The sequence below is a fragment of the Rhizobium sp. 01L419 genome (assembly GCF_056400025.1).
Genome location: NZ_JBFTSM010000004.1, coordinates 282,226 through 307,443, shown reverse-complemented (window position 1 = coordinate 307,443; position 25,218 = coordinate 282,226). Strand labels below are relative to the sequence as shown.

The 25,218-nt window shown below is 60.1% G+C and carries 23 protein-coding genes; 13 read left to right on the top strand and 10 right to left on the bottom strand.

The features are described 5' to 3' along the window. Positions 1 to 14: 14 nt before the first annotated feature. Together AC1DUP_RS11445 and AC1DUP_RS11440 are read right to left on the bottom strand one after the other, a co-directional pair. On the bottom strand, positions 15 to 854 hold the full coding sequence (locus tag AC1DUP_RS11445) for a GyrI-like domain-containing protein (RefSeq protein WP_477832702.1): 840 nt from the start codon (positions 852 to 854) through the stop codon (positions 15 to 17). Between the two features lie 105 nt (positions 855 to 959). Then, positions 960 to 1,640, bottom strand: coding sequence for a TetR/AcrR family transcriptional regulator (locus AC1DUP_RS11440; RefSeq protein WP_113295977.1), 681 nt, complete (start codon positions 1,638 to 1,640; stop codon positions 960 to 962). A gap of 152 nt (positions 1,641 to 1,792) precedes the next feature. On the opposite strand from AC1DUP_RS11440, the gene AC1DUP_RS11435 reads away from it, so the two are divergent. The 6 genes from AC1DUP_RS11435 to AC1DUP_RS11410 all read left to right on the top strand — a co-directional run bounded on the left by AC1DUP_RS11435 (position 1,793) and on the right by AC1DUP_RS11410 (position 9,282). After that, the gene (locus AC1DUP_RS11435; protein WP_477832701.1) at positions 1,793 to 2,995 is read left to right on the top strand and encodes an HlyD family secretion protein; all 1,203 of its coding nucleotides are present in this window, start codon (positions 1,793 to 1,795) and stop codon (positions 2,993 to 2,995) included. Between the two features lie 23 nt (positions 2,996 to 3,018). Continuing rightward, the gene (locus AC1DUP_RS11430) at positions 3,019 to 4,617 is read left to right on the top strand and encodes a DHA2 family efflux MFS transporter permease subunit (RefSeq protein WP_113295979.1); all 1,599 of its coding nucleotides are present in this window, start codon (positions 3,019 to 3,021) and stop codon (positions 4,615 to 4,617) included. Positions 4,618 to 4,774: 157 nt separating this feature from the next. Beyond that, positions 4,775 to 5,800: a LacI family DNA-binding transcriptional regulator gene (locus AC1DUP_RS11425; protein WP_477832700.1), complete on the top strand. Its 1,026-nt coding sequence runs from the start codon at positions 4,775 to 4,777 to the stop codon at positions 5,798 to 5,800. A gap of 21 nt (positions 5,801 to 5,821) precedes the next feature. Beyond that, entirely contained in the window at positions 5,822 to 7,276 is a 1,455-nt protein-coding gene (gene xylB, locus AC1DUP_RS11420; protein WP_477832699.1) for a xylulokinase, read from the top strand. Between the two features lie 178 nt (positions 7,277 to 7,454). Then, a complete protein-coding gene (gene xylA, locus AC1DUP_RS11415) occupies positions 7,455 to 8,765 on the top strand; it encodes a xylose isomerase (RefSeq protein WP_113310366.1) in 1,311 nt (436 codons plus the stop codon). 130 nt (positions 8,766 to 8,895) lie between these two features. Continuing rightward, positions 8,896 to 9,282: an ester cyclase gene (locus tag AC1DUP_RS11410; RefSeq protein ID WP_113508492.1), complete on the top strand. Its 387-nt coding sequence runs from the start codon at positions 8,896 to 8,898 to the stop codon at positions 9,280 to 9,282. A gap of 12 nt (positions 9,283 to 9,294) precedes the next feature. Here AC1DUP_RS11410 and AC1DUP_RS11405 read toward each other — a convergent pair whose 3' ends face one another. Then, positions 9,295 to 10,326, bottom strand: coding sequence for a LacI family DNA-binding transcriptional regulator (locus AC1DUP_RS11405; RefSeq protein ID WP_113295984.1), 1,032 nt, complete (start codon positions 10,324 to 10,326; stop codon positions 9,295 to 9,297). A 166-nt stretch (positions 10,327 to 10,492) separates the two neighbouring features. Between AC1DUP_RS11405 and AC1DUP_RS11400 the strand changes: the two genes are divergently transcribed. The 5 genes from AC1DUP_RS11400 (at position 10,493) to AC1DUP_RS11380 (ending at position 16,662) form a co-directional block, all read left to right on the top strand. Next, positions 10,493 to 12,019 carry a sugar ABC transporter ATP-binding protein gene (locus AC1DUP_RS11400; RefSeq protein WP_113295985.1) on the top strand — a complete coding sequence of 509 codons (1,527 nt, stop codon included), beginning with the start codon at positions 10,493 to 10,495 and terminating at the stop codon, positions 12,017 to 12,019. Positions 12,020 to 12,103: 84 nt separating this feature from the next. Next, positions 12,104 to 13,108 (top strand): ABC transporter permease, encoded by a 1,005-nt coding sequence (locus AC1DUP_RS11395; RefSeq protein WP_113295986.1) that lies wholly within the window; start codon positions 12,104 to 12,106, stop codon positions 13,106 to 13,108. Between the two features lie 86 nt (positions 13,109 to 13,194). Then, positions 13,195 to 14,142, top strand: a complete 948-nt coding sequence (locus tag AC1DUP_RS11390; protein ID WP_113295987.1) for a substrate-binding domain-containing protein — start codon at positions 13,195 to 13,197, stop codon at positions 14,140 to 14,142. A gap of 249 nt (positions 14,143 to 14,391) precedes the next feature. Continuing rightward, positions 14,392 to 15,447, top strand: a complete 1,056-nt coding sequence (locus AC1DUP_RS11385; RefSeq protein ID WP_477832698.1) for a sugar phosphate isomerase/epimerase family protein — start codon at positions 14,392 to 14,394, stop codon at positions 15,445 to 15,447. A 27-nt stretch (positions 15,448 to 15,474) separates the two neighbouring features. Further along, positions 15,475 to 16,662 carry a Gfo/Idh/MocA family protein gene (locus AC1DUP_RS11380; protein ID WP_113310364.1) on the top strand — a complete coding sequence of 396 codons (1,188 nt, stop codon included), beginning with the start codon at positions 15,475 to 15,477 and terminating at the stop codon, positions 16,660 to 16,662. 79 nt (positions 16,663 to 16,741) lie between these two features. Here AC1DUP_RS11380 and AC1DUP_RS11375 read toward each other — a convergent pair whose 3' ends face one another. Then, a complete protein-coding gene (locus tag AC1DUP_RS11375) occupies positions 16,742 to 17,149 on the bottom strand; it encodes a DoxX family protein (protein ID WP_477832697.1) in 408 nt (135 codons plus the stop codon). 240 nt (positions 17,150 to 17,389) lie between these two features. On the opposite strand from AC1DUP_RS11375, the gene AC1DUP_RS11370 reads away from it, so the two are divergent. Then, a complete protein-coding gene (locus AC1DUP_RS11370) occupies positions 17,390 to 18,763 on the top strand; it encodes a GH1 family beta-glucosidase (protein WP_477832696.1) in 1,374 nt (457 codons plus the stop codon). A 52-nt stretch (positions 18,764 to 18,815) separates the two neighbouring features. On the opposite strand, the gene AC1DUP_RS11365 is transcribed toward AC1DUP_RS11370, so the two are convergent. Continuing rightward, a complete protein-coding gene (locus AC1DUP_RS11365; protein ID WP_477832695.1) occupies positions 18,816 to 19,280 on the bottom strand; it encodes a hypothetical protein in 465 nt (154 codons plus the stop codon). Beyond that, positions 19,277 to 19,747: a MarR family winged helix-turn-helix transcriptional regulator gene (locus AC1DUP_RS11360; RefSeq protein ID WP_477832694.1), complete on the bottom strand. Its 471-nt coding sequence runs from the start codon at positions 19,745 to 19,747 to the stop codon at positions 19,277 to 19,279. The genes AC1DUP_RS11365 and AC1DUP_RS11360 overlap by 4 nt, the downstream gene beginning before the upstream one ends. A 182-nt stretch (positions 19,748 to 19,929) precedes the next feature. On the opposite strand from AC1DUP_RS11360, the gene AC1DUP_RS11355 reads away from it, so the two are divergent. Beyond that, positions 19,930 to 22,134 (top strand): bifunctional diguanylate cyclase/phosphodiesterase, encoded by a 2,205-nt coding sequence (locus tag AC1DUP_RS11355; RefSeq protein WP_477832693.1) that lies wholly within the window; start codon positions 19,930 to 19,932, stop codon positions 22,132 to 22,134. A 72-nt stretch (positions 22,135 to 22,206) separates the two neighbouring features. Here the strand turns inward: AC1DUP_RS11355 and trhO are convergent, their stop codons facing one another. The 4 genes from trhO to AC1DUP_RS11335 form a co-directional block, all read right to left on the bottom strand. Beyond that, positions 22,207 to 23,136, bottom strand: a complete 930-nt coding sequence (trhO, locus tag AC1DUP_RS11350) for an oxygen-dependent tRNA uridine(34) hydroxylase TrhO (protein ID WP_477832726.1) — start codon at positions 23,134 to 23,136, stop codon at positions 22,207 to 22,209. Positions 23,137 to 23,207: 71 nt separating this feature from the next. Beyond that, positions 23,208 to 23,672: a VOC family protein gene (locus AC1DUP_RS11345; protein ID WP_477832692.1), complete on the bottom strand. Its 465-nt coding sequence runs from the start codon at positions 23,670 to 23,672 to the stop codon at positions 23,208 to 23,210. Positions 23,673 to 23,746: 74 nt separating this feature from the next. Further along, positions 23,747 to 24,655, bottom strand: a complete 909-nt coding sequence (locus AC1DUP_RS11340) for a CHAD domain-containing protein (protein WP_477832691.1) — start codon at positions 24,653 to 24,655, stop codon at positions 23,747 to 23,749. Continuing rightward, positions 24,633 to 25,121, bottom strand: coding sequence for a CYTH domain-containing protein (locus AC1DUP_RS11335; RefSeq protein WP_477832690.1), 489 nt, complete (start codon positions 25,119 to 25,121; stop codon positions 24,633 to 24,635). Before AC1DUP_RS11335 ends, AC1DUP_RS11340 begins: the two co-directional genes overlap by 23 nt. Positions 25,122 to 25,218: the final 97 nt, after the last annotated feature.

Sequence of the window (25,218 nt, the reverse complement as noted above, 5' to 3'; positions counted from 1 at the left end):
AAACGATCGGGCTTTTATTCCTTGATCGGCAGCCAGATTTCCGTCAGCCCCATTCCCGTATAGGGATCGAAGCGGTCATCGTAGCGTTCGAACATGTCGGGCGTGCTGCCATGTTCGAGGCCCGAAGTCGGCCACCAGTTGCCGAAGATCAGGTCCATCGTCGCGGGAATACCGGAGACGTGGCCGCGATGGGAGAAGACGGCGTAGCGCTGGAGCGGCAGCTTCAATGTCACAAAGCCCTCCGGCAGGTCGTCGGCGTTGGCTATTTCGGCGGCGGCCATGTAACGGAATTTCTCGGCCTCGCCGTCGATATGGGTGCAGACGCCGTAGGCGACATTTCCCTTCTGGTTCGGGATATGGCCGAAATGCTGGTTGAACTTCTGCCAGAGAGAGGGGATCGCGGCGTTGCCGCCATAGTCATAGGTTTCCTGCAGCCCGGCAAAAAGCATCGGCTGAAGGGTTTCGAAACGCGGCGGTTCGAGATCGTTAAGGCTTGCGGTTTTCATCCTGATAGGCTCCATCAAAGCAAGGTTGCGAATGTGCCCTTGTCGCCGCACCGCTTCCGGCGTCGTGCCGAATTGGTCGCGGAAGGCACGGGTGAAAGCCTCGTGCGAGCCGTAGCCCGCGCCGAGGGCAACCTCGAGAATGCTGGATGAGCCTGAGATGAGAGATAGCGCGGCCCCACTCAGGCGCCGTGCGCGGATATAGCCGCTGATCGAATGGCCGGTCACCAGCCCAAAGACGCGCGAGAGATGATAGCGCGACAGTCCGGCAGCTTCTGCGATCTCGTCGAGGCTTATATCGGTTTCGAAATGGCTCTCGATGAACCATATCGCCCGTCCGATGGCGCTCATCTCTTCTCCCCTGGTTGCCGTCTCATTCCTAGAGGAAATGCGGCGGCCGGATTTGATCGCTATTGCGCAAATCCGGCGGAAAACCAGTCGGGGCGGGAGATGTGGTCAGGTAGACTCGTGTTTGCGAACGCCATAGGCGGCCATAAAGACGTGGATCGCGCCGCGAATGACGCGTTCGATCTCGTTGCGCGGCGGCGGTCCGTCCATATTGCCGAACAGGCGCAGCTTGAAGAAGCTGCCGCTCGCAAGATCGAGGAACTGCCCGGCGGCGAGATCGATATCGTCGATCTTCAGGGTGCCGGCCTGCACGTGCCGCTCCAGGAAGTCGTGCATGATGGTGCGCAGGTTCTGCGGACCCTTGAAGAATCGCTGACAGAGAAGGGGCATCCGCTCACGCACGCCGAGCACGGTGCGCATGGCGTCGATGACCTTGTCTTCGGTCATATGCGTGACGAAGGTTATCCCGAATTCGTACAGGCCGGCCTCGACATCGTCATGCTCGGCAAGGACCATGCGCACGGCTGCCACGAAGGCGGCGCGCTCGGTCTCGACCATGGCGTGGAAGAGTTCTTCCTTGTTGGCGAAGTAGACATAGAGCGTTCCCTTGGAAACGCCGGCCTCGCGCGTCACATCGTTCATACTGGCCGCGTCGAAGCCCATCTTCATGAACACGCTCCGGGCACCGTCAAGGATCTGCTGGCGCTTGGCCGGATCTTCACCCGCAGCAAAGCGGCCTCCCGGATTGGGTGGGCTGAATACGGCGGTATCCTCGGGCTTCAGTGTCATGTCTCCTTAACCGTCTTGGCGAATTCGCGGTTTCATTCAAAGAAATCGAACCGATTGGTTCTATGCATCTTGATATGAAGTCAAAAACCCTTTAAGTCAACTGAACCGAACCGTTCAGTTCGATTATTTTACTCCAGATCGGTAGTCTGTTTATGTCGACCAACCAGAAGAGCAACGTCGCGCGCATCGTCAGCGAAAATGCCGGCGCCGAAGAGGTGAAAGCGGAAACCGTAGCCCCCGCCGAAGCCCCGAAGGCAGAGGCACCGCAGACGGCTCCTGCGCAGTCGGCGCCTGCTGTCGCACCGGCTGCTCCGAAGAAGCGCCGCAGCTTCGTGTTGCCTGTTGTGGTGCTCGCTGCTCTCGCCGGCGCTGGCTGGTACGGCTACGACTGGTGGACGAATGGCCGCTTTCTGGTGTCGACCGACGACGCCTATATCGAGGGTGATATCGCGACGATCTCGCCGAAGGTTACCGGTTACGTCGCGAAGGTGAATGTTTTCGCCAACCAGGAGGTCAAGGCAGGCGACGTTCTCGCCACCCTTGATAACGGCGACTACCAGAACGCCCTCGACCAGGCGAATGCCCAGATCGTAACCGAGCAGCTTTCACTCAGCCGCATCGATGCGCAGATCGAAGGCGCGAAGGCGAGCCTCGTTCAGGCCCAAGCCCAGAAGACCGCCCTCGAAGCCACCGTGCGCGGCGCGGAAATCAAGCAGAAGCGCCAGAGCGACCTGCAGGCGAAGTCGGTCGGCACCACGGCAGACCTTGACGACGCCAATACGGCGCTCGATCAGGCCAAGGCCAATCTTGCCGGCGGCGATGCCAACATCGTTTTCGCCCAGGCCAACATCACCATCCTCGAGGCACAGCGCAAGGAAGCCGAAGGCTCCGTGCGTACGATGGAAATCCAGCGCGACAAGGCTGCCCGCGATCTCTCCTTCACCGTGCTGAAGGCGCCCTATGACGGCGTCGTCGGCAATCGGTCGGTTCAGGAAGGCGATCTCGTTTCGCCTGGCCAGCGGCTGATGGCGCTCGTGCCGACACGCCAGCTCTACATCGACGCCAACTTCAAGGAAACGCAGATCCAGCATCTCGTTCCCGGCTCGAAGGTCAATGTCCATGTCGATGCCTATAGCGACTATCCAGTCGTCGGCACCGTCGAATCGATCTCGCCGGCCTCCGGCTCGGTCTTCTCGATGCTTCCCCCGGAAAATGCGACTGGCAATTTCACCAAGATCATCCAGCGCGTGCCGGTTCGCATCGCCTTGCCGCAGGATGCGCTTGATAGCGGCCGCCTGCGCGCAGGTCTCAGCGTCGTCGTCGATGTTGATACCCGTACGGCGCCGGTGAAGTAAGTTCTCGGGGCGGAGGTAATCCTATGGCCGGGAGCGCGACAGCAACCGCAGGTTCGATCCCGGCAATGCCTGCGCATGCCGCCGATCGCATGGATCCGAGAAGGCTCATCGCTTTCTTCGCGATGGTGCTCGGCATGTTCATGTCGATCCTCGACATCCAGATCGTCTCCGCTTCGCTCGCCGAAATCCAGGCAGGACTTTCGGCCGGTTCGGACGAAATCGGCTGGGTGCAGACGGCCTATCTGATCGCGGAAGTCATCATGATCCCGCTGTCGGGCACGCTCGCGCGCATCATCTCGACGCGGTATCTCTTCGCGATTTCGGCCGCCGGTTTCACCATGGCGAGCGCCCTGGCCGCAACCGCGACGAACATCGACCAGATGATCGTCTACCGTGTCATCCAGGGCTTCATCGGCGGCGGCATGATCCCCTCCGTCTTTGCGGCGGCGTTTACGATCTTCCCGCCGTCGAAGCGTGCGATCGTCTCGCCGATCATTGGCCTCATCGCCACGCTGGCGCCGACCATCGGCCCGACGGTCGGTGGTTATCTTAGCCATGCCTTCTCCTGGCACTGGCTGTTCCTGGTCAATATTGTGCCCGGTATCATCGTCACGATCGTCACCTGGAACTTCATCGATTTCGACAAGCCGGAACTGTCGCTCTTCAAGAAGTTCGACTGGTATGGCCTGCTGTCGATGGGTGTTTTCCTTGGCGCACTGGAATATGTGCTGGAAGAAGGCAATTCGAACGACTGGTTCAACGACAGCTACATCGTCATCGGCGCCGTTGCCTCCGCCGTCGCCTGTGTCGTCTTTTTCTACCGGGCCTTCACGGTGGAATTCCCGGTCGTCGATCTGACGGCCTTCTCCAACCGCAATTTCTCCTTTGGTTCGGTGTTCTCTTTCGTCATGGGCATCGGCCTTTACGGGCTCACCTATATCTATCCGGTCTATCTCGGCCGCATCCGCGGCTACGATTCGCAGATGATAGGCGAGACAATGTTCGTGTCGGGCCTTGCGATGTTCTTCACCGCGCCGATCGCCGGCCGGCTGTCGACGAAACTCGACCTGCGTTTCATGATGGCGATCGGCTTCGTGAGCTTTGCAGCCGGCACCTACATCATGACGCATCTGACGCAGGACTGGGACTTCTACGAGCTCTTCATCCCGCAGATCCTGCGCGGCTTCGGCCTGATGATGTGCATGGTGCCGATCAACAATATCGCGCTCGGCACCCTGCCGCCGGCGCGTATTCGCGGCGCATCCGGCCTCTTCAACCTGACGCGTAACCTCGGCGGCGCCGTCGGCCTTGCCGTCATCAACACCGTGCTGACCAGCCGCCAGGACGTGCACTACGAGCGTCTGCGCGAAAACGTGCACTGGGGCAATACGGCTGCGATCGACCAGATGAACAACATGACCCAAAACTTCAACAATTGGGGTCTTGATGGTGCCGATGTTGCAGTCAAGCAGATGGTCGGCTTGGCCACCAAACAGGCGATGATCCTTTCGTTCGGCGACATTTTCCTAATGCTGACGGTGCTTTTCCTGGCGATGGTCCTTGGCGTCTTCATGATCAAGAAACCCGCGCCGCAAGGCGGGGGAGGCGGTGGCGGCCACTGACCTCCGGCCGTCGTTGCAAGAAAGGCCCTCTTCGGAGGGCCTTTCTGTTTTTCTGCATGGGTAGTTTCGCTTCCCTTGAACGGGTGCTTTTCAACCCACGCATTTTTTGATTTACGTACATCAAAATTGGCGCTAATGGTCTCGTCCAGGAGGAGCGATGAGGCCAACCGTTCATGATATCGCCGCTGCGGCGGGTGTCAGTCTCGCGACTGTGGACCGGGTTCTGAACCGACGGCCGGGCGTACGCCATGTGACACGGGAGAAGGTGGAGACCGCCATCCGCGATCTCGGCTATGTGCGCGACCTGGCGGCGGCAAACCTTGCCAAGGGCCGCGTCTATCCGCTGACCTTCATCCTGCCCGCCAGCGACAATTCCTTCATGCACGGCTTGAATGCCGAAATCCGCGCAGCGATCGCGCGCTCGGCCGCTGAGCGTACGGACATTCGCATCGTCGAGGTGCCGGCCTTTGATCCACAGGCGCTGGTTCGTGAGCTGGAAACAGTCGCTGCCGAAAAGCCCTCAGGGGTCGCGCTCGTAGCCACCGACGCGCCCGATGTGCGCACGGCTGTGGACCGGCTGGTCCATGACAGCATTCCGGTCGTTACCCTCGTTTCCGATCTGACGGGATCTCTGCGTCACCATTATGCCGGCGTCGACAATATCGCAGCGGGGCGCACCGCTGCTCGCCTGCTCGGCCGTTTTCTCGGCGGTGCCAGAGGCGAGATCGCTGTTCTTGCAGGCTCTATGCTGGTGCGCGACCATCGTGAGCGCCTGGAGGGTTTCGCATCTGTCACGGCGCAGGAGTTTCCGGCGCTGCATCTGCTGCCGGTGCTGGAAGGCCGGGATGACCCTGAAACTGCCCATATGCTGATTGCGGATGCGCTTGGGAAGAACGACGGCATCGTCGGCATTTACAGTCTCGGCGCCGGTAATCGTGGTCTGATCCGGGCGCTCAAGGAAAAGGCTGTCGACAGGGCGCTGACAGTGATTGCCCATGAATTGACGGTGCATACGCGCGCTGCCCTTCTCGACGGCACTATCGACGCAATCCTCAATCAGGATGCCGGCCATGAAGTACGCAGCGCGATACGTGTTCTCAAGGCAAAGGCTGATGGCCTCGCGGTCATCGACGCGCAGGAGCGCATTCGCCTCGATATATTCCTGAAAGACAATCTGCCTTAACGGCAAAGGGAGAAATACCACATGTATCTGGGTCTCGATCTCGGAACTTCGGGCGTCAAGGCGATGCTGATCGACGGCGATCAGAAGATCATCGGTTCGGCCAATGGTTCGCTCGATGTCTCGCGTCCGCATTCCGGCTGGTCCGAACAGGAGCCGGCCCATTGGGTGCGCGCCACGGAAGAGGCCGTCGCCGGCCTCAAGGCCAAACATCCGAAGGAACTCGCCGCGGTAAAGGGCATCGGGCTTTCCGGCCAGATGCACGGTGCGACGCTGCTTGACGCCTCGGACAAGGTGCTGCGCCCTTGCATCCTCTGGAACGATACGCGTTCCTATATCGAGGCAGCCGCGCTCGATGCCGATCCACGTTTCCGCAAGCTGACCGGCAATATCGTTTTCCCCGGCTTCACCGCGCCGAAGCTTGCCTGGGTCGCCAAGAATGAGCCTGAGATCTTCGCCAAGGTCGCCAAGGTTCTGCTGCCGAAAGATTATCTGCGCCTCTGGCTGACGGGCGAACATATCTCGGAAATGTCCGACTCGGCCGGCACCTCCTGGCTCGACACCGGCAAGCGCGCCTGGTCGTCCGAACTGCTTGCGGCTACCCATCTCGACGAGAAGCAGATGCCGACGCTAGTCGAAGGCACGGAGCAGGGCGGCAAGCTGCGCGCCGAGTTCGTCTCGGCTTGGGGCATTTCCGGCGATGTCATCGTTGCCGGCGGTGCTGGCGACAATGCGGCTTCGGCCTGCGGCATGGGTACGGTCAGCGATGGCGCCGCCTTCGTTTCGCTCGGCACGTCTGGTGTTCTCTTTGCCGCCAATGCCGCTTACCTGCCCAAGCCGGAAAGCGCGGTTCATGCCTTCTGCCATGCATTGCCGAACACCTGGCATCAGATGGGCGTCATCCTGTCGGCTACCGATGCTCTCAACTGGCATTCCTCGGTTACAGGCAAGTCGGCGGCCGATCTCACCGGCGAACTCGGCGACAGCCTGAAGGCACCGACAGGTGTCACCTTCCTGCCTTACCTATCGGGCGAGCGTACGCCGCATAATGATGCGGTCATCCGGGGTGCCTTTATCGGCCTCGAGCATGAAAGCAGCCGTGTGGTGCTGACGCAGGCGGTACTCGAAGGCGTATCCTTCGCGATCCGCGACAATCTCGAAGCGCTGCGTTCGGCCGGCACGGATATTTCCCGCGTCACGGCGATCGGCGGTGGTTCGCGTTCTCGCTATTGGCTGGCTTCGATCGCGACCGCGCTCGGCGTTCCCGTCGACCTGCCGGCAGACGGCGATTTCGGCGCGGCCTTCGGCGCTGCCCGCCTTGGCCTGATTGCAGCGACAGGCGCCGATCCGGTCGCCGTCTGCACGCCGCCGGTCACGGCCGGCACGATCGAGCCGATTGCCGCACTCAGCGGCGCTTATGAAGATGCATACAAGCGCTATCGCGCGACCTATCCGGCGATCAAGTCGCTGGCGCATTGAGAACTGGAGCCGGTGGCCCCCTCATCCGCCTGCCGGCACCTTCTCCCCGCTGGGGAGAAGAGACTCGCGGCGGTGCCTCATGCCCTTCTCCCCTCGGGGAGAAGGTGGCCCGAAGGGTCGGATGAGGGGCTTCAGGCACGGACGACAAGACTGAGCTACAAACCCAAGGAGAACCCAAATGAGCACCGGATTTTTCGGCGATATCCAGAAAGTGAAGTACGAAGGCCCCGACAGCACCAATCCGTTGGCGTTCCGTCACTATCAGCCGGACGAAATCGTTCTCGGCAAGCGCATGGAAGACCATCTGCGCTTCGCAGTCGCGTACTGGCACACATTCACCTGGCCGGGCGGCGATCCCTTCGGCGGCCAGACCTTCCTGCGTCCGTGGTTCGAAGACACGATGAAGGCCGCCAAACTCAAGGCTGACGTCGCTTTCGAATTCTTCTCGCTGCTCGGCGCGCCCTACTATTGCTTCCACGACGCTGACGTGCGCCCGGAAGGCAAGAACTTTGCCGAAAACACGAAAAACCTGAACGAGATCGTCGATTACTTCGCCGAGAAGCAGGCCACCACCGGCACCAAGCTGCTCTGGGGCACGGCGAACCTCTTCTCCAACCGCCGCTACATGTCGGGTGCTGCTACCAACCCGGATCCGGATGTCTTTGCTTTCGCCGCCGCGACGGTGAAGACCTGCATCGACGCCACGCAGAAGCTCGGCGGCGAAAACTACGTTCTGTGGGGCGGACGCGAAGGCTATGAAACCCTGCTCAACACCGACATCGGTCGCGAGCTCGACCAGCTCGGCCGCTTCCTCAACCTCGTCGTCGAGTACAAGCACAAGATCGGTTACAAGGGCACGATCCTCATCGAGCCGAAGCCGCAGGAGCCGACCAAGCACCAGTACGACTACGACGTTGCGACCGTCTATGGCTTCCTCAAGAAGCACGGTCTCGAAAATGAAGTGAAGCTCAACATCGAGCAGGGCCATGCAATCCTCGCCGGCCACTCCTTCGAGCATGAACTGGCGCTCGCAAACGCGCTCGGCATCTTCGGCTCGATCGATATGAACCGCAACGACTACCAGTCCGGTTGGGATACCGACCAGTTCCCGAACAACGTTCCGGAAATGGCACTGGCCTATTACCACGTTCTGGCAGGCGGCGGCTTCAAGACAGGCGGTACCAACTTCGATTCGAAGCTGCGCCGTCAGTCGCTCGATCCGGCAGACCTGCTGATCGGCCATATCGGCGGCATGGATTGCTGCGCCCGTGGCCTGAAGGCTGCCGCCAAGATGGTCGAGGACAAGGCCCTCTCCCAGCCGCTCGCAGACCGCTATGCCGGCTGGGATTCGGCCGAAAGCCAGAAGCTCTTCCGCGGCGAATATTCGCTGGACGAGATTACCCATTGGGTCGAGAGCAAGGACGTCAACCCGCAGCCGAGGTCCGGCAAGCAGGAGCTGCTCGAAAACATCGTCAACCGCTACGTTTGATTGCTGGTTTGATTTCTTATGAGGGCCGGGGAGCGAAAGCTTCCCGGCTTTTTTGCACCTGGATCAGTATTGTCGGATGTCCCCAGCGTCCTAGTTTTCGGCCGACAGTTTACGAACGCGGATCGCTTTCATGACGGACGCCAATCTTCCCGATCTTTATCGGGGCTATATCGCTTGCCTGAACAGCCAGGACTGGCCGAACCTCGGCAATTTCGTGCACGCGGACGTCCGCTATAACGGCAAACATATTGGCCTCTCCGGCTATCGCGACATGCTCGAAGGCGATTTCCGGGCGATCCCCGACCTTTTCTTCGATATCCGGATGCTGGTGTGCGAGCCGCCGCGTGTCGCCAGCCGGTTGTTTTTCGATTGCACGCCGAAGGAGAAGCTGTTCGGCCTGCCGGTCAACGGCAGGAAGGTTCAGTTTGCCGAGAACGTCTTCTACGAGTTTCTGCAGGGGCGGATCGAGCAGGTCTGGTCGATCATCGACAAGGCCGCCATCGAAGCTCAGCTATAAACGAAGCGGACGTTATCGCTTCTGCCAGTTGCGCGGCGGCGCAGAGACCGAATTGCGCACCACCAGATCCGGCCGCAACAGGATTTCCGTTTCGGCCGGGCGACCATTCGACAGAAGTTCCAGCAACAGTGCCATGGCCTGTTTGCCGATTGCCGTGCGTGGCTGGCGGATCGTCGTTAGCGACGGGCTCATGAAAACGGCTTGCGGTACGTCGTCGAAACCGGTGACAGAGAAATCCTGCGGGATGTTGTATCCGCGGGCATCGAGGCCGATCATGACGCCGATCGCCGTCTGGTCATTGACGCACATGAAGGCACTGGGCAGCGTGTCGCGCATGAAAAGCTGTTCCACGGCATGGCGGCCGCTCTCGATCGTGCCGTCGCCCTCCAGTACGATACGCGTGTCTTTCGGCACGCCGGCGGCGTCGAGACCGGCATCATAGCCCTGCCGGCGGCGGCTATAGGCGAGGCGGGTGCGGGAATCGCCGATGAAGGCGATCTTGCGGTGTCCTTCGGCCAGAAGCAGGTCGACTGCCTTTCTGGCGCCCTCGATATCGTCAACGCCGACATAGGGAATGCCGCCATTGAAGACAGGTTCGAATACACCAACACTCGGCGGCAATTGAGCCGTCACGGTCTGATGACCGAAGGGCAGGATGCCCGTGAAAAGGATCAGCCCAGCCGCCTGGTTGGAGCTAAAAAATTTCAGATATTCCAGGCCGCGCTGCGCATCGTTCTGCGTATGGCCGATGAGAATGCCGTAGCCATGGGCGCGGGCCTCGTTTTCCAGGCCGATCAGGATATTGGAAAAATTGGGGTCGCCGATATCGGGCGCCACCACCAGGATCATATTGGAACGGCCGAGCCGCAGGCTGCGCGCCATGGCATTGGTCGTATAACCGGTGATGGCGATCGCCTGGTTGACCTTCAGGCGCGTGGAATTGGCCACCTTTTCGGGCATATGGATTGCCCGCGAAACCGTCGCGATGGAAACCTCGGCGATCCGGGCGACGTCTTCGATTGTAGCGGGCGTGGAATTCGACACGGGGTCTGCCTTGGGCTGTCTTCGCCGCACACTACACAGACTTGCCGGGAGGTCAAAGGCAGCCTTCAACAAGTCTGTGTGAATCCACGATGTAAACCTTTACATGCCCGATGTAAAGGTTTACATATGCCCAACATAAGCGGATGGGAGCCGCAGGAGGAAAATCATGAGCATGGATACCGCAGAGGCTGCGCCGGTGGTGTTGTCCGCCAGGCGCATTTGCAAGTCTTTCAGCGGCGTGCAGGTTCTTTTCAGCGTCAATTTCGATCTTCGCGCCGGTGAAATTCACGCGCTGATGGGCGAAAACGGTGCTGGAAAATCGACCCTGGTCAAGATCCTCTCCGGTTTCGAGCAGCCGACATCGGGCGAAATCCTGCTGGACGGCAAATCCGTGGTGCTCCCGCCGAACGGTGCGGCCGAGGCGCTCGGAATCGTCATTATCCATCAGGAATTCAATCTCGCCGAACATCTGACCGTGACCGAGAGCCTGTTTCTCGGGCGCGAGGTTACGCATTTCGGCGTGCTCGACCGCAAGCATATGCGAGCTGAGACGCGCCGGGTGCTCGACCTGCTCGGTTCGCATGTCGACGAGAATGCAATGATCAGTTCGCTTTCCATCGCCGACAAACAGATGGTCGAGATCGCCAAGGCCATCAGTCGCGATGCGCGCGTCGTCTTCATGGACGAGCCGACGGCAGTCCTGTCGCGCGAGGAAACCAACATGCTCTTCAAGCAGGTGCGTAAACTGCGCGATCAGGGCACCAGCTTTGTCTTCGTTTCCCACAAGCTGGACGAGGTGATGGAATTGACCGACATGGTCACGGTCCTGCGTGACGGCCAATGGGTGAAGACGGCGCCGACCTCTATGCTGGACGGTGAATCCATCGCTCAGCTCATGGTTGGCCGGGAGCTTTCCAGCCTCTATCCCGCCAAGGTCGAACCCAACGTCGACGAAGAAGTCGTGCTTCGCGTCAGTTCAGTTTCGACCGGCTATGTGCAGGACGCGAGCTTCGAGGTGCGCAAGGGCGAAGTGATTGGCTTTTCCGGACTGATCGGCTCGGGCCGCACGGAATTGATGGAGGCGATTGCCGGCCTTCGTTCACGGCTTTCGGGCGAGGTCGTCATCCATGGCGAGAGCGTGTCCTCGGGCGATGCGCGCGCCGTCAATCGCGCTGGCCTTGCCTACATGACCAAGGACCGCAAGTCGAAAGGCCTGCTGCTCAGTTCGGGCATGATTGCCAATCTGACGCTGCAGTCGCTCGAGCGTCATGTCAGCCACGGTTATCTCAGCCCCGGCAGCGAGGCGGCGGCTCTTGCCAAGGCCAAGCGCCGCTTCGACATCAGGGTACGCGACGGCAATATCATTGCTGGGCGCATGTCGGGCGGCAACCAGCAGAAGCTGCTTCTGGCCAAGGTCATGGAGACCGAGCCGCAGATCATCATCATCGACGAGCCGACACGAGGGATCGATGTCGGCACCAAGCAGCAGATCTATCATTTCATCTCGGCGCTCGCCCGTGACGGGCGGGCAATCATAGTCGTCTCCTCGGAAATGCCCGAGGTCATCGGCCTCTGCACGCGCGTGGCCGTCATGCGCGAGGGTCGGATTGTCGGCATCCTCGAGGGCGATGAAATTTCCGAGCAGGAAATCATGCGTTACGCGGCAGGCCTGAAGCGTCAGGTAGCCGCCTGACGCCGGCAGAGCGCGGTATGGGCGGCCCGCACGCGGGACAAACAAGATGCCCAGTAGTAATGGGACGGGAGGTTGGTTTTGGACATGAGTGTTAACGAGGAGACCAGGGAAATCCGGCGCAGATCCTGGCGTGATGTCGATCTGCGTGCGGTAGCGCCCTTTGCCGCACTGGCCTTGCTCCTCATCGTGGGCGCGCTGGTCAATCCCAATTTCATCGGCCTCACCAACCTTACGAATGTCGCGACGCGCTGCGCCTTCATTGCGATCATCGCCGTCGGCGCGACCTTCGTGATCTCGGCCGGCGACCTCGACCTTTCCGTCGGCTCCATGGTGGCCTTTGTCGCCAGCCTGATGATCCTACTGATCAATTCCGGCGTCATCGCCGATCCGACGCTGATGCTGGTTGCAGCTGTCGTCTTCGCCGTGGTCGCCGGAGCGCTCTGTGGTCTTGCAAACGGTCTCATCACGACGGTCGGCAAGATCGAACCCTTCATTGCCACCCTTGGTACGATGGGCATCTACCGCGGCTTGACGACATGGCTGTCGCAGGGCGGTGCGATCACGCTGCGCTCTGCGGATATCCAGACGCTTTATCGCCCTGCCTATTTCGGCAGTTTTCTCGGCGTGCCGGTGCCGATCGTCGTCATCCTGGCGGTCACCGCGGTCGCAGCCTTCATTCTCTATCGCACGCGTTACGGCCGGCATGTTGTGGCTGTCGGCTCGAACAGCGATGTGGCGCGCTATTCCGGTATTGCGGTAAACCGCGTGCGCACCATCGCCTTCGTCATTCAGGGTCTCTGCGTGGCGATTGCAGTGCTGCTCTACGTGCCACGCCTTGGCTCGACTTCGGCAACGACCGGCATCCTGTGGGAGCTGCAGGCGATCACGGCCGTCGTCGTTGGTGGCACGGCGCTGAAGGGCGGGGCCGGCCGGGTATGGGGCACGATCTGCGGTGCCTTCATTCTCGAACTCGTCGGCAACATCATGCTGCTTTCGAACTTCATCAGCGAGTACCTCATCGGTGCAATCCAGGGCGCGATCATCATCATCGCCATGCTGGTGCAGCGGTCGCTGGTGCGCAAATCGTAAGACAGCCTGTTTTTCGAATTGGCCGGGCTATCCAGGGCACCCGGTTCGGATTGGAGAAGTCCCTGATATTTTTGGGAGGAAATAGCATGCGCAAGCTCATGTTGGGTCTGGCTGTTGCGGGGGTGGCTTTTGCCGGCGCAGCCTACGCCCAGGACAAGAATTATACGATCGGCGTGTCCATTCCGGCCGCTGACCACGGCTGGACGTCGGGCGTGGTGTTCCACGCCGAGCGCGTTGCCAAGAAGCTGATGGCCGAACATCCGGGTCTGAACGTCATCGTCAAGACCTCGCCGGATGCCGCAACGCAGGCAAACGCCGTACAGGACCTCGATACGCAGGGCATCGATGCGCTTGTCATCCTGCCTTCCGATCCGGATCCGCTCGTCAACGCCATCAAGGAAGTCAAGGGCAAGGGCAAGTTCGTTGCGCTCGTCGACCGTGCGCCGTCGAGCAACGACAATTCCGTGCGTGACCTTTACGTTGCCGGCAACAACCCGGCGCTCGGCGAAGTCGCCGGCAAGTACATTGCTGGAAAGACGCCAGAAGCCGAAGTCGTTATCATCCGCGGTCTGCCGATCCCGATCGACCAGCAGCGCCAGGACGGCTTCGACAAGGGTATCGCCGGCTCCAAGGTCAAGGTTCTCGACCGTCAGTACGGCAACTGGAACCGCGACGATGCCTTCAAGGTCATGCAGGATTACCTGACGAAGTATCCGAAGATCGACGTCGTATGGTGCCAGGATGACGACATGGCTGTCGGCGTTCTGCAGGCCATCGAGCAGGCCAAGCGCACCGACATCCAGTATGTCGTTGCCGGCGCCGGCTCCAAGGACATGATCAAGAAGGTCATGGATGGCGATAAGCTGATCCCGGTCGACGTTCTCTATCCGCCGGCAATGGTCGGTACGGCAATGGAACTGACGGCTGCTGCGCTTTACGATCAGGTTCCGGTTCACGGCAACTACATCCTCGACGCGACGCTCGTCACCAAGGAGAATGCCAAGAACTTCTACTTCCCGGACTCTCCGTTCTGATAACCGCTTTCGATGAATGCGCCCGTTCGCAAGGATGGGCGCATTTTCGTGCCTTCAGACAAGTTGCAGCCAAAATGCGGCACGTACCTCTTGCCCATCTGCGGCGAGCGTGATTAGGTCCAGTCCGCGTTGATTTTCGGCTAACCCGCCAAATCCTTCGCATTGGCGGGGAGGCGCCTTTTCTTTACCGAACGGCGCACTAGGATTTATCGAAAACGTTTACGATCGATATTCAGGGAGGAATCTGACATGAAGACGATCAAGGGCCCCGGCCTGTTCCTTGGGCAATTCGCGGGCGATACCGCGCCTTTCAATTCCTGGGACGCGATCACCAAATGGGCGGCCGACACCGGCTACAAGGGCGTGCAGGTTCCGACCTGGGCAAGCCAGCTCGTCGACCTCAAGAAGGCGGCGACCTCCAAGGACTACTGCGATGAATTCGCAGGCAAGGCGCGCGAAAATGGCGTCGAGGTCACCGAACTTTCCACCCACCTGCAGGGCCAGCTCGTTGCCGTTCATCCGGCCTATGACGAAGCCTTCGATGGTTTTGCCGCACCTGAAGTGCGCGGCAATCCGAAGGCGCGCCAGGAATGGGCCGTGCAGCAGGTCAAGTATGCCCTGACGGCTTCCAAGCATCTCGGCCTCAAGGCGCATGCGACCTTCTCCGGGGCGCTTGCCTGGCCCTTCATCTATCCCTGGCCGCAGCGCCCGGCCGGTCTCGTCGAGACCGCCTTCGACGAGCTTGCCCGCCGCTGGAAGCCGATCCTCGACCATGCCGACGAAAACGGCATCGACGTCTGCTACGAAATCCATCCGGGCGAAGACCTGCACGACGGCATCACCTACGAGATGTTCCTGGAACGCGTCGGCAACCATCCGCGCGCCAACATGCTTTACGATCCGTCGCACTACGTTCTGCAGTGCCTCGACTATCTCGACAATATCGACATCTACAAAGACCGCATCAAGATGTTCCACGTCAAGGATGCTGAGTTCAATCCGACCGGACGTCAGGGCGTTTATGGCGGCTATCAGGGTTGGGTCGAGCGTGCGGGCCGCTTCCGTTCGCTGGGCGATGGCCAGGTCGATTTCGGCGCCGTCTTCTCCAAGATGACCGCCAACAATTTTGACGGCTGGGCCGTGGTCGAGTGGGAATGCGCGCTGAAGCATCCGGAAGACGGTGCACGCGAAGGCGCTGAATTCGTCGCGGCGCATATCATCCGCGTTACTGAAAAGGCCTTCGACGACTTCGCTGCCGGCGGCACCGACCAGGCAGCCAACCGGCGCATGCTCGGTCTGTCGTAACCGGGTCAGGATTTCGAGGAGAATATTATGGCAATCGAAGCATCATCCGAACAGACCCGCGAGCCACGCATCCGGCTCGGTATGGTCGGCGGCGGGGCTGGCGCCTTCATCGGCGCCGTTCACCGTATCGCAGCACGTATCGACGATCAGTATGATCTGATCGCCGGCGCGCTGTCGTCGACGCCGGAAAAGGCTGCACAGTCGGGTCGCGATCTCGGTCTCGATCCGTCGCGCACCTATTCCAGCTACCGGGAAATGGCGATCCGCGAAGCCAAGCTGAAGAACGGCATCGAAGCCGTTTCCATCGTCACGCCGAACCATGTGCATTATGACGCGGCCAAGGAGTTCCTGCGCCGCGGCATCCACGTCATCTGCGACAAGCCGCTGACCTCAAACCTTGCCGATGCCAAGAAGCTGAAGAAGGTTGCCGACGAGAGCGGCGCGCTCTTCATCCTGACGCATAACTACACCGGCTATCCGATGGTTCGTCAGGCGCGCGAAATGGTCGCCAATGGCGAACTCGGCGATATCCGCATCGTTCAGGCCGAATATCCGCAGGACTGGCTGACGGAAGCCATCGAACAATCCGGCCAGAAGCAGGCTGCATGGCGCACCGACCCGGCACAATCCGGCGTCGGCGGTTCAACCGGCGATATCGGCACGCATGCCTACAATCTGGCTTCGTTCATCACCGGCCTGGAACTCGACAGCCTTGCTGCCGATCTCGACAGCTTCGTGCCGGGCCGTCGTCTCGACGACAACGCCCACGTGATGCTGCGCTTCAAGGCCAAGGGGTCGGAAAAGCCGGCCAAGGGCATGCTCTGGTGCAGCCAGGTGGCGCCGGGCCACGAGAACGGTCTCAAGGTGCGCGTCTACGGCACCAAGGGTGGTTTCGAATGGGTTCAGGCCGATCCGAACTACCTCTGGTACACGCCGTTTGGCGAGTCAAAGCGGTTGATCACCCGCAACGGCGCCGGTTCCGGTGCTGCTGCTGCCCGGGTTTCACGCGTTCCCTCCGGTCATCCGGAAGGTTATCTCGAAGCCTTTGCGACGATCTATACGGAAGCCGCACACGCCATCAACGCCCACAAGAAGGGCAAGGCTGTCGATAAGGCCGTGGTCTACCCGACAGTCGATGACGGCGTGAAGGGTGTCGCCTTCGTCGAGGCCTGCGTCGCGTCGTCCAAGCGCAACGGTGCCTGGGTCAAGGTCTGAATTTCCGAGCCAATCAGGCGCATGTCATTAAAAAACGCCGGGGCGGTTGGATATCGCCCCGGCGTTTTTTCTGCGGTGATCAGGCGGCAACCGCAGTGCGATTGCGCTTCAGCAGGTTGTCGATGCTGAAAGGTCCGGCGCCGGCGGCGACCAGATAAAGGAAGACGAAGCAGAACAGGATTGCCGCGACGCCGCCATTCTGCGCCGGGAAGAAACTCTTCGATGCGTGGCCGATGAAATAGGCTGACGCCATGAGGCCGGAAAGCACGAAGGCTGCGATGCGGGTCTGGAAACCGATGAGCACCAGGAAGCCGAGCGTGAGTTCGATGAGACCGGCAACCCAGGACAGCGAGCCGATGGGCGGCACGCTTGCCGCAGCCGGGAAAAGCAGGATCTTCTGCGTTCCGTAGCTGAAAAGCACGAGGGACGAGACGATGCGCAGCAGGCTCAGGAGATGCGGCTGCAGCAGATGGATCGAAGAGAGCATTCGTTTCCTTTCATATTGTGATGCTCTTTCCGGTGTAAGGATCAAGTTCGCGACAGCAAATCACGACTGCTAACATTGGCGTTATGAGATCTGGAAGAAGGGTTTATGGCAGCCTTGCCGCAACGTTGTCTTTCGTCCTGTAACGTTGCAGTTTTTCACTTTCCGGCCTGTACTTTGGACGTGGGCTTGGCTACACCCCGCGCAAACGGTCAGTCCACAACTGAGAGATGGGATTCACAGATGATCGATCCGAAAACCTTTGCAGACCGATTCCCCGGCGATTTCACCTTCGGTGTTGCCACCGCTGCCTTCCAGATCGAAGGCGCCAGCAAGGCCGATGGCCGCAAGCCATCCATCTGGGACGCCTTCTGCAACATGCCGGGCCGCGTCTATAACCGTGATAACGGCGATGTCGCCTGCGACCACTATAACCGGCTGGAACAGGACCTCGATCTCATCAAGAGCATGGGCGTCGATGCCTATCGTTTCTCGATCGCCTGGCCGCGCATCATTCCCGATGGCACCGGTCCGGTGAACGAGGCCGGCCTCGATTTCTACGATCGTCTCGTCGACGGCTGCAAGGCGCGCGGCATCAAGACCTTCGCGACGCTCTATCACTGGGACTTGCCGCTGCTGCTCGCAGGCGATGGCGGCTGGACGGCGCGTTCGACGGCTTACGCCTATCAGCGTTATGCCAAGACTGTCATGAGCCGCCTTGGCGACCGCCTCGACAGCGTCGCGACCTTCAACGAGCCTTGGTGCATCGTCTGGCTCAGCCATCTCTATGGCATTCATGCGCCGGGCGAGCGCAACATGCAGGCCGCGCTTCATGCCATGCACTACATGAACCTTGCGCATGGTCTCGGTGTCGAGGCGATCCGTTCGGAAGCACCGAACGTGCCTGTCGGTTTGGTGCTCAATGCCTCCTCGATCATTCCCGGTTCGGACAATGCGGCCGATCTTGCTGCCGGCGAGCGCGCCCATCAGTTTCATAACGGCGCTTTCTTCGACCCTGTCTTCAAGGGTGAATATCCCAGGGAATTCGTCGAGGCTCTCGGCGATCGCATGCCTGTTATCGAAGACGGCGATCTCAAGATCATCAATCAGAAGCTCGATTGGTGGGGCCTGAACTACTACAAGCCGGAGCGCGTCGCCGACGATGCCAGCCGCAAGGGCGACTTCCCCTGGACAGTGGAAGCGCCTCCGGCAAGCGACGTGAAGACGGATATCGGCTGGGAAGTCTATTCGCCGGGCCTCAAGCTGCTCGTCGAGGATCTCTACCGCCGCTACGAGTTGCCGGAATGCTACATCACCGAGAACGGCGCCTGCGACAATACCGATGTCGTCGATGGCGAGGTCAATGACGTGATGCGCCTCGACTATGTCAGCGATCACCTCGATGTCGTTGCTGGTCTCATCAAGGACGGCTATCCGATGCGCGGTTACTTTGCCTGGAGCCTGATGGACAATTTCGAATGGGCGGAAGGCTATCGCATGCGCTTCGGCCTCGTCCATGTCGACTACGAAACGCAGGTTCGCACGCTCAAGAAGAGCGGCAAGTGGTATCGCGAACTCGCCAGCCAGTTCCCGAAGGGTAATCACAAGGCCGTCTGAGGCCAGGTATTTCTAGCAGACATTTTCGGCGGGGCATCAATGCCCTGCCGTTTCAGATCGCATTCAGCGTCTTTGCTGCTGCGAGACGTTTTCCTCTCGTCATTTTCCGTCCGTCGCGGAAATTCCGGGCGAGCAGCGCAAGCTGGACGGAGCCGGCCAGCACTTCCAGCGTTTGCATTCCGTAGAAGAGAATATCGAACAGGCCTGCCGTCGCGCGAAGGTAAAGCAGGACTGCCAGGGGCAGGAGGATCAGCAGCCCGTTTGCTGCAATGATCTTCATGCGTCTGCGCTTCCTTTCGATAGCCGGCGAAAGACGGTCGCGGGCAAGTGAAAAGCCGCTGCCGCCTGACATTGCGAGCGCCGGGATCAGCAGACAGAGGCCGGCAAGGATCGCTTTCTTGACGGTAAGAATAGCGGTCGCATCCAGAAGAAGTTCGGAGATCAGTGTTGCGGTCAGAAAACCCGCAATCAGGATCATGGCGACTGTGCCCGCGCCGGCATGAATGATCGTTTTCATTTCCGCTCCTCGCTTTTTGTGGCGTCCAGCGCCAGCCGTTGGTCGAACCTGTTCAGAAGATCGAGCGCCGCCCGCAGCTCCGTTGCATTTAGCCCGCCGGCAAGCGCATTGACCCAGCCGGTAAGAAGCGCTGATATCCGCGCATAACTCTCAGCGCCTTGCGGCGTCAGCACATAGAAGGGCGAGCGCTGATGGCGCGGGTTGGGCCGCTTTTCGATGAAGCCGTCTTCCTTCAGCTTGTTCACCTGCTTTTGGGCGCCCTGGCGGGTCATGCCCATCATCTCGGCAATGGCGGGCACCGTGACATGACCGGGAGACAGCGAGATCGCTCCGAGTACCTGCCAGCGGGCGCTGGTGAGGTTCAGCGGTGCGCCCAGCCGGTCGCCGCCGTCCAGCAGTCGTCCGTTGATGCGGAAGACCATCAGCATGATGTCCGTCAGCAAATCCGCTGCGATCGTGCGTTTCAAGATCTGCGGTTCTCCATCGTCGATTATGGAAACTAGTTACCATAATTGGAAACCGGTTGTCAATCTGTCGAAAACCATACGGTATCCCGGTAATCCTAAGCCGGATTCTCGATAGTTCTCATGATTTTAAGCGTTTCTTGACCCTTGACTGCGAAGATTTCCCGAACGGGGAGTTGCATGAATTGCCGGCAGTCTTGAGGTCTAAAAGCAACGGATCGGGTTTAGGCCGCCACATCACGGTTACTGGCGTGCTTTTCTCCTTTGCGGTCATTGTCGCTGTTGTCACCATCATGGTTCTGACGGCGCTTGAGCGCGTCTCCGAAAATGCCAACGTGCTCGATGATGAGCGCTCGCGCGAAACCACTATCGGCGCACTCAAGACCTTCGAAGATCAGCTTGCCGCCACGCTTGACGACTACGCCGCCTGGGACGACGCGGCTGCCAATGTCTACGAGCCCGAAGGCATGGCATGGACGATCAGCAATTACGGCGAGATGTCCGTCAATAGTCCTCTCTTCGACATGGCGATTGTCATCGACGATGAGAAGAAGACCGTCATCGCCTATCAGGACGGTCTGCCCATGCAAAAGCCGGTCGGCGATTTCTTTGCCCCGTCCCTCTGGCTGCTTTTGGACAAGGTTCGCGCACCTGACGCCAGCGGTAATCCGGAAGCCACCGGCTTTATCAAGACCGAAAAAGGCATTGCGGCTGTCGGCATCGCGCTCGTGCGCGAGAAGTCCGGTGCGCTGGACGTGCCGGCTGGTCAGCATCGTTATCTGATTTTCGCCCGGCATCTCGATGATGCGAAGGTATCTGCTCTCGGCACCACTTATGTGCTGAATGGATTGCGGCTAGTGCCAGCGGATTTTGCCTCGTCCTATTCGGTGGAAATCGCAGACCCTGCCCGCGCGGTTCTTGGCAAGCTTGTCTGGGTGTCGCGTTCGCCCGGCGATATCGGTTATGCTCAGGTTCGGCCCATGGTCATTCAGGCGCTTGGTCTTGTCGGCCTGTTCTTCGTCGTCCTGCTCATCATCGGCTGGCTGGCCGGGCGACGCCTGAAGGCGGAGGAAAACAGTGCGCGTGCAGAAGCGCTTCGCGATCGTCTGAGCGGTCTTTCCAACCGCGATGGCTTGAGCCTCGCGATGGACAGTTTCGTCGCGGAAGCACGACAAACGAAGCGGAACGTCCTGCTGCTCTATCTCGACCTCGACGGCTTCAAGGAAGTCAACGACAGCTATGGTCACGGCACTGGCGACCAGCTGATCCGCGCTGTTGCGGCTGGGCTGGACGTGCTGATCCCTGATGATGCCGTGCTCGCGCGCATCGGCGGTGATGAATTCGCAATCGCTTTCCTTTCTGATGCGGAAAATGCTGCCGCACTGCAGCTTGCGGAGCAGATTCTCGATTTTCTTGCCGAGCCGCTCGAAGTCGGCCGGCGGATCGTCGTGGTCGGCGCCAGCATCGGCATCGCCATGTCGTCGCTCGGCTCGATCGACCGTGAAGAACTGGTACGCCGCGCCGATCTTGCCATGTACAAGGCAAAGGAAGCCGGACGCGCCCGCATGACGCTCTACGATCCGGCCATGGATACCGATCGCGCGCAGCGCAACGCGCTGGAGCTCGACCTGCGCATGGCGATCGAAAGCGGCGATCTCACGCTTGCCTATCAGCCGCTCGTCGACGCCGCGACGCATGAGATGACTGGCGTCGAAGCGCTGGTACGCTGGAACCGGCCCGGCCACGGCCCGGTTTCGCCTGAAGTCTTCATCCCCATTGCCGAAACCAGCGGGCTCATCGAATCCCTTGGCCTTTTCGTGCTGCGCAAGGCCTGTGAAACGGCTAAGCAGTGGCCGGAGCTGAAGATCTCGGTCAACGTTTCCCCGGGTCAGTTCCGCAATCCGGCCTTCACCGATTATGTTCGCTACGTGCTGAAGCAGACGGAGATCGAGGCAAGCCGCGTTACGCTTGAAATCACTGAAGGCTACATGATCCAAAACCCGCAGCGCACGCGCCATTCGATCGATCGCCTCAAGTCGCTCGGCGTCAAGGTGGCGCTCGACGATTTCGGCTCCGGCTTCTCTTCGATCGGCTACCTGCGGCAGTTCGGCTTCGACCGCATCAAGATCGACCGCTCGCTGGTCATCGATGTTACCACTGACAGCCGGCAGCGGGAAATGCTGCAGGCGACGGTGGCACTAGCCCGCGCACTGGATATCCCCGTCACCGCCGAAGGCATCGAGACGGAGGAGCAGGCAATTGCGCTGCGTCTCTTCGGCTGCGACAGCCTGCAGGGCTATTTCTTCGGCAAGCCGATGGTCGCCGATCAGATCAATGGCTTGCTCCAGGAGCGACGCAAGACCCGGTCGCAGCGCCGGATCGCAGGGTAGAGCTTCGCTCTATCTCTCAGCTCTCAAGCAATTCCGGACGCAAAACTGCTGCGCACTTTTGCTGGAATTGCTCTAGGTGCCGATATGTTTTTGGCCGCGCTTCTTGGCGAGCGCGATCTGGTGCTGGCGCTGACGATAGCGCAGACGGTCTTCTTCGCTGCGTGTAAGATAGCAGTTGCTGCAGGAAACGCCTTCCTCGTAATGAGGCGAGGTGACCTCTTCTACCGTGATCGGGTTGCGGCAGGCATGGCAGAGCTTGTGCTCGCCTTCCTTCAGGCCGTGTTCGACGGAAACGCGCTCGTCGAAGACGAAGCAGGCCCCTTCCCAAAGGCTTTCTTCCTGCGGCACTTCCTCAAGATATTTCAGGATGCCGCCCTTGAGGTGATAGACCTCTTCGAAGCCCTGTTCCTTCATGAAGGCGGTCGCCTTCTCGCAGCGAATGCCGCCGGTGCAATACATGGCAATCTTCGGCTTGTTGTGCAGGCCAGGATTGTTGTGCACCCAGTCTGGAAACTCACGGAAGGTCTTGGTCTGGGGGTCAAGCGCGCCGCGGAAGATGCCGATCGCCGTCTCGTAGTCGTTGCGGGTATCGATGACGATCGTGTCGGGATCCGAGATCAGTGCATTCCAGTCACTGGGATCGACATAGGTCCCGACCACCTTGTTGGGGTCGATATTCTCGACGCCCATGGTGACGATTTCTTTCTTCAGCTTTGCCTTCATGCGCAGGAACGGCATTTTGGACGCGCGGCTTTCCTTATGCTCCAAGGCAGCAAATTCCGGCTGAGCACGCAGGAAGGAGAGGACGGCATGGATGCCGGCATCTGGTCCGGCAATCGTGCCATTGATGCCCTCATGAGCGAGCAGAAGCGTGCCCTTCACGCCATTCTCCTCGCACAGCGCCTGCAACGGCGCCTGCAGGCTCTTGAAGCGCGGCAGGGATACGAAATGATAGAGCGCTGCCACCAGGAAGGGGCTTGTTTGGGTCGCATTGTCGATCATGCGCGTGGAAATACAGAATATGCCGTCCCTGCGCAATGACATTACGCAAGGACGGCATTGTCGGATTGTGCCTATCCGCGCGCCTTCCATTCGGCGTAGGRCCGCATGCCAAACGCRGCATCCGGCTCCTCGTCGAGCACGCTCAGGAATTCGATCGAATGTCCGTCAGGGTCGTGGAAGTAGAGCGACAGCGCCGGCATCCAGCCGATGACGATCGGTTCGCCGTGAAAGCCGTGCAGTTTCAGGCCCTTGTCGATCAGCAGCGCCGGCGCCCGCATCATTTCTTCCCGCGACAGGCGGAAGGCCATGTGCAGGCGCATCTTCAAGGGGCTGGTGCCGGTTTCCCAGAGGCCGAGCATGGCGTTCTTCTTGCCGTTCACCCAGAAGAAGGCGATGCGGCGTTCGGGAAATTCGGCGGCGAATTCGAGGCCCAGAATATCGCGGTAGAAGGGAATGGAGGTCTTCAGATCGGCAACGGTGAGATGGGTTTCATAGATGCCCTGGATTTGCGGCATCGCGGCATTTTCGGCAGACATATTTTCCTCGGCAAGGTTCATTGACCGGCCGAGGCTACGACCTCAACTAATATTGAGGTCAATGGGCAAATGCATCAATTTCGGAGCGAGCCCCAGAGCAACTCCAGACGCTGCGCTTCATCATCGGGATCGTCGCCGTAAAGTGTTTCGGCGCTGAGCAGCGCCTCGCGGCGATCCTCCTGCTGGCGAAAGATGACGGCGTCCAGCAGATGGGCGAGATCGTCATTGCGGGTGAAGAGCTGCGGCTCCGCCTCCACGAGATCCGAGAGCACAGCGAGGTCGTTGATATGACCAAGGCGCTCGACAAGCTCCTTGGCGAAGTCGCGTTTGGCCTTCATCGCGCTCGGCCAGAGATCGCGCAGAAGCGCGTGGTAGAGGCGGTAGTCATAGGTGCGCTTGCGCAGTTCGTGGAAGTCTTGAGCCGCCGCATCCTCGTGGCAGGCATCCAGTGCCTCCCTCGCACGCGATGCCGTCCGGCGCCAGCTTCTTGCCAGCATGCGAGCATTTTTGCGATGGCTCTTGTCGAAGACGACATCGTCCAACGCGGCGATTGCTTCCCGCAAGGCGTGGGCAGCGTCGTGCAGCCGCTGTTCGAGGCCGCTTTCGGCTTCCGACATCCAGTCGCGCCGCGCCTCCAGGATAGAGACAATGCGGCCGAGTGCCTCGGCTTCTTCCGGGTTGCGGGCATTGTCCTGCAAGTAGCGAGCGGTATCGACAATTGCTGCGGCATCGCGGATCGCGGAGAGCGACCTTGCGGTATCCCTCAGCCGGGCGTTTTCCTGCTTCTGGAATTCCGGCACTTCGCGGGACACCAGACGATAGAGCGAGCGCAGCCGCTTGATGCTCTTGCGGAAGGCGTGAATTGCCTCATGGGCGCCTTCCGGCCGCTCTTCCAGAACGGTGATGGCGCGCGTGAGCTGCTCCTCGGCCGCGCTTCGGAACTCGTCGGTAAAGTCGGCCTCAGGCCGTATGCGATAGCCCATGCCTGTCGTGCTCGAATTCTGTGGCAAGCGCCTGATTGGAATAGCGGAAGTCGCCCGTCACCTCGCGGCCGAGCCAGGCGGGCAGGGAGGGACTGTCGGTCTCAGCCTGCATCTCGACCTCGGCGATGATGAGGCCGCGATGGACGCCGGCGAAAACATCGACTTCCCAGACGAAACCTTCATGGGGCACGCGATGGCGCGTCTTTTCGATGACGATGCCGATGGCGTTTTCCAGCAGTTCCTCGGCGTCGGAGACGGGGATCTCATATTCGAATTCGTCGCGGGTGAGTGTGCTTCGGCCGATCTTCAGCGTTAGCCGCGCAGTCTTTTCATCAAGTATGCGAACGCGTACGGAGCGGTCGTCCATCGAGGCGACATAGCCCTGTTTCAGGACCGATTTCGACTGGACTGCGGAGCGCCATCCATCGCTGCGTACGAGGAACTTCCGCTCGATCTCTTTCGCCATACGAATGAACCTTTTGTGACGGTCGCAAAAGCCTAACCCAATTCCCACCGATTTAATACCCGTCTTGTCGCGCGGGCTGGTTTTATCTCGACAAGCC